The sequence below is a fragment of the Enterorhabdus sp. P55 genome, from assembly GCF_009911695.1.
Lineage (GTDB): Bacteria > Actinomycetota > Coriobacteriia > Coriobacteriales > Eggerthellaceae > Enterorhabdus.
In genome coordinates this window covers 1-1,746 of record NZ_QWKK01000214.1, presented here as the reverse complement: position 1 = coordinate 1,746, position 1,746 = coordinate 1, and the positions used below count along the sequence as shown (strand labels likewise).

Annotated in this window: 2 protein-coding genes and 1 pseudogene; all 3 read right to left on the bottom strand. The window is 70.6% G+C overall.

The window, feature by feature from the left end; all coding sequences use genetic code 11:
• Positions 1 to 303 precede the first annotated feature (303 nt).
• Positions 304 to 531 (bottom strand): winged helix-turn-helix domain-containing protein, encoded by a 228-nt coding sequence (locus D1643_RS11930; protein WP_370520343.1) that lies wholly within the window; start codon positions 529 to 531, stop codon positions 304 to 306.
• Positions 532 to 765: 234 nt separating this feature from the next.
• Positions 766 to 1,163: pseudogene (locus D1643_RS11925) on the bottom strand (response regulator transcription factor); the annotation flags it as partial.
• 116 nt (positions 1,164 to 1,279) lie between these two features.
• On the bottom strand, positions 1,280 to 1,746 hold a 467-nt coding region (locus tag D1643_RS10870; RefSeq protein WP_160710625.1), incomplete at its 5' end, for a hypothetical protein.

The window sequence follows — 1,746 nt, the reverse complement described above, 5'->3', positions numbered from 1 at the left end:
GGCGGGTGGGGCAGGGGCGCGAATGTTTCACGTGAAACATTCGCAGCAAGGAGGCCCGCAGAGCAAAGGAGGTCGCGCGAAAGGACAGGCCCAGGCGAAGCGCGGAGCAGAGCGCAAGGCGAGACACGTCGCCAACGGGACGGGCGAAACTCGGGGCGGCGCCGGCGGGGCGGAGCTCGGGACAGGGCCGCCAGGGCGCTCGGGGCATCGCGGCGGAGCGGGGCGGGCCGGCGGGGCCCGGGCGGGAGCGCATTCCCCCGAGTGTTTCACGTGAAACACTCGCATACGCGAGCGCGGACGCGGCTAGAGCGCCAGCTTGAAGCCGAGACCCCAGACCGTCTGGATGTAGGCGTCGGTGCCCGAGGGGCGCAGCTTGTGGCGGAGGTTGGACACGTGTACGTTGACCGTGCTGTCCTCGGTGGCATAGGGCTCGCCCCACACCAGCTCGAACAGCTCCTGCTTGGTGAACACGCGCTTCGGATGTGAGGCCAGCAGCTCAAGGATGTTGAACTCAGTACGCGTGAGGGCCACATCCTGGCCGTCTACTTCCAGCGTACGAGCGGCCCGGTCGACCTGCCAGCGACCGACGCGCAGCAGGCGGCCGCCCTCGGCAGCGCCCGACGCGCCCTCCCCCGTCGGCGCCGCAGCCGCCTCCCCCGCCTTCCGCGCCTGAGCACGCGCCTGGCGGTGCCGCAGCTGCACGCCGATGCGCGCGGTAAGCTCCTCTAAGTCAAACGGCTTGGTCAGGTAGTCGTCGGCGCCCAGCTTCAGCAGGTCGATCTTGTCGGCCGGCGCGGTACGCGCTGACACCACGATGATGGGCATCGTGGCATCGGACGCGCGGATGAGCGCCACCAGGCTCTCCCCGCGAGCCCCGGCAGCATGAGATCGGTCACCACCAAGTCGAAGCGCTCGCGTTCCAGCAGCAGCTGCGCCTCGGTACCCGAGAACGCGCGCACGCACGCGTATCCGCATCGCTCCAGATGGTCGCCGACTATCTCGTTGATGGACGCGTCGTCCTCGATCAGCAGGACGCGCACACGCTCAGCCGCGCCGCCAGACACCGCAGACCGCTTCGCCACGCATCCGGGCGTCTCCTTTCGCCTGAATGCACCGCCTTCGGCGCCCGCCTCGTTCACGATGATCCCGTCGTCCCCACCCATGCTCGCTTCCTTTCCCCGACTACGCGCCCTCTGATGATAGCAAACAGAGACCCCCCCCCCGGTCAACTCCGAAGGGGCTTCTCACCGGACGAGCGGCTGCAAGAGGGACTGGAAAGCTAGCGGGCGTGTTTGCCGCGCGCCGGCTCCGCGTTCTTCTTGCGACGGAACAGGCCCGTGGAGGAAGCGGCTTCCACCTGCACTGGGATGGGCTCGCCGCTGACCGGGCGCGCATCATGGGACCGCGTCATGGGGCGACGGCTGTCGCGCGGCTGCAGCGGCGAAGAGGGAGTGCCCTGCGCATAGCTGTGCGGCTGATGGGCGGCAGGCGCATCCACCTGGACGTAGCCCGAACCGGTCGAGCCGCCTCGCGAACCGCGGCTCGGCGAGACCTGGCGGGCGCTAGCGTTGGCGTTGGCCCGCGGGTTCTGCCACGGCCGCGAATCGGCGGCTGCGCGGGCCTGGCCGCGATCCTGGCGAGGAGCCTGCTGGGCCTGGGCTGCGGCGCGCTGGGCTCGGGCGGCCTGTGACGACTGCGCGGCGCGGGCCTGGGTGCGGGCATCGACCGCGGCGCGGGACGCGGCCG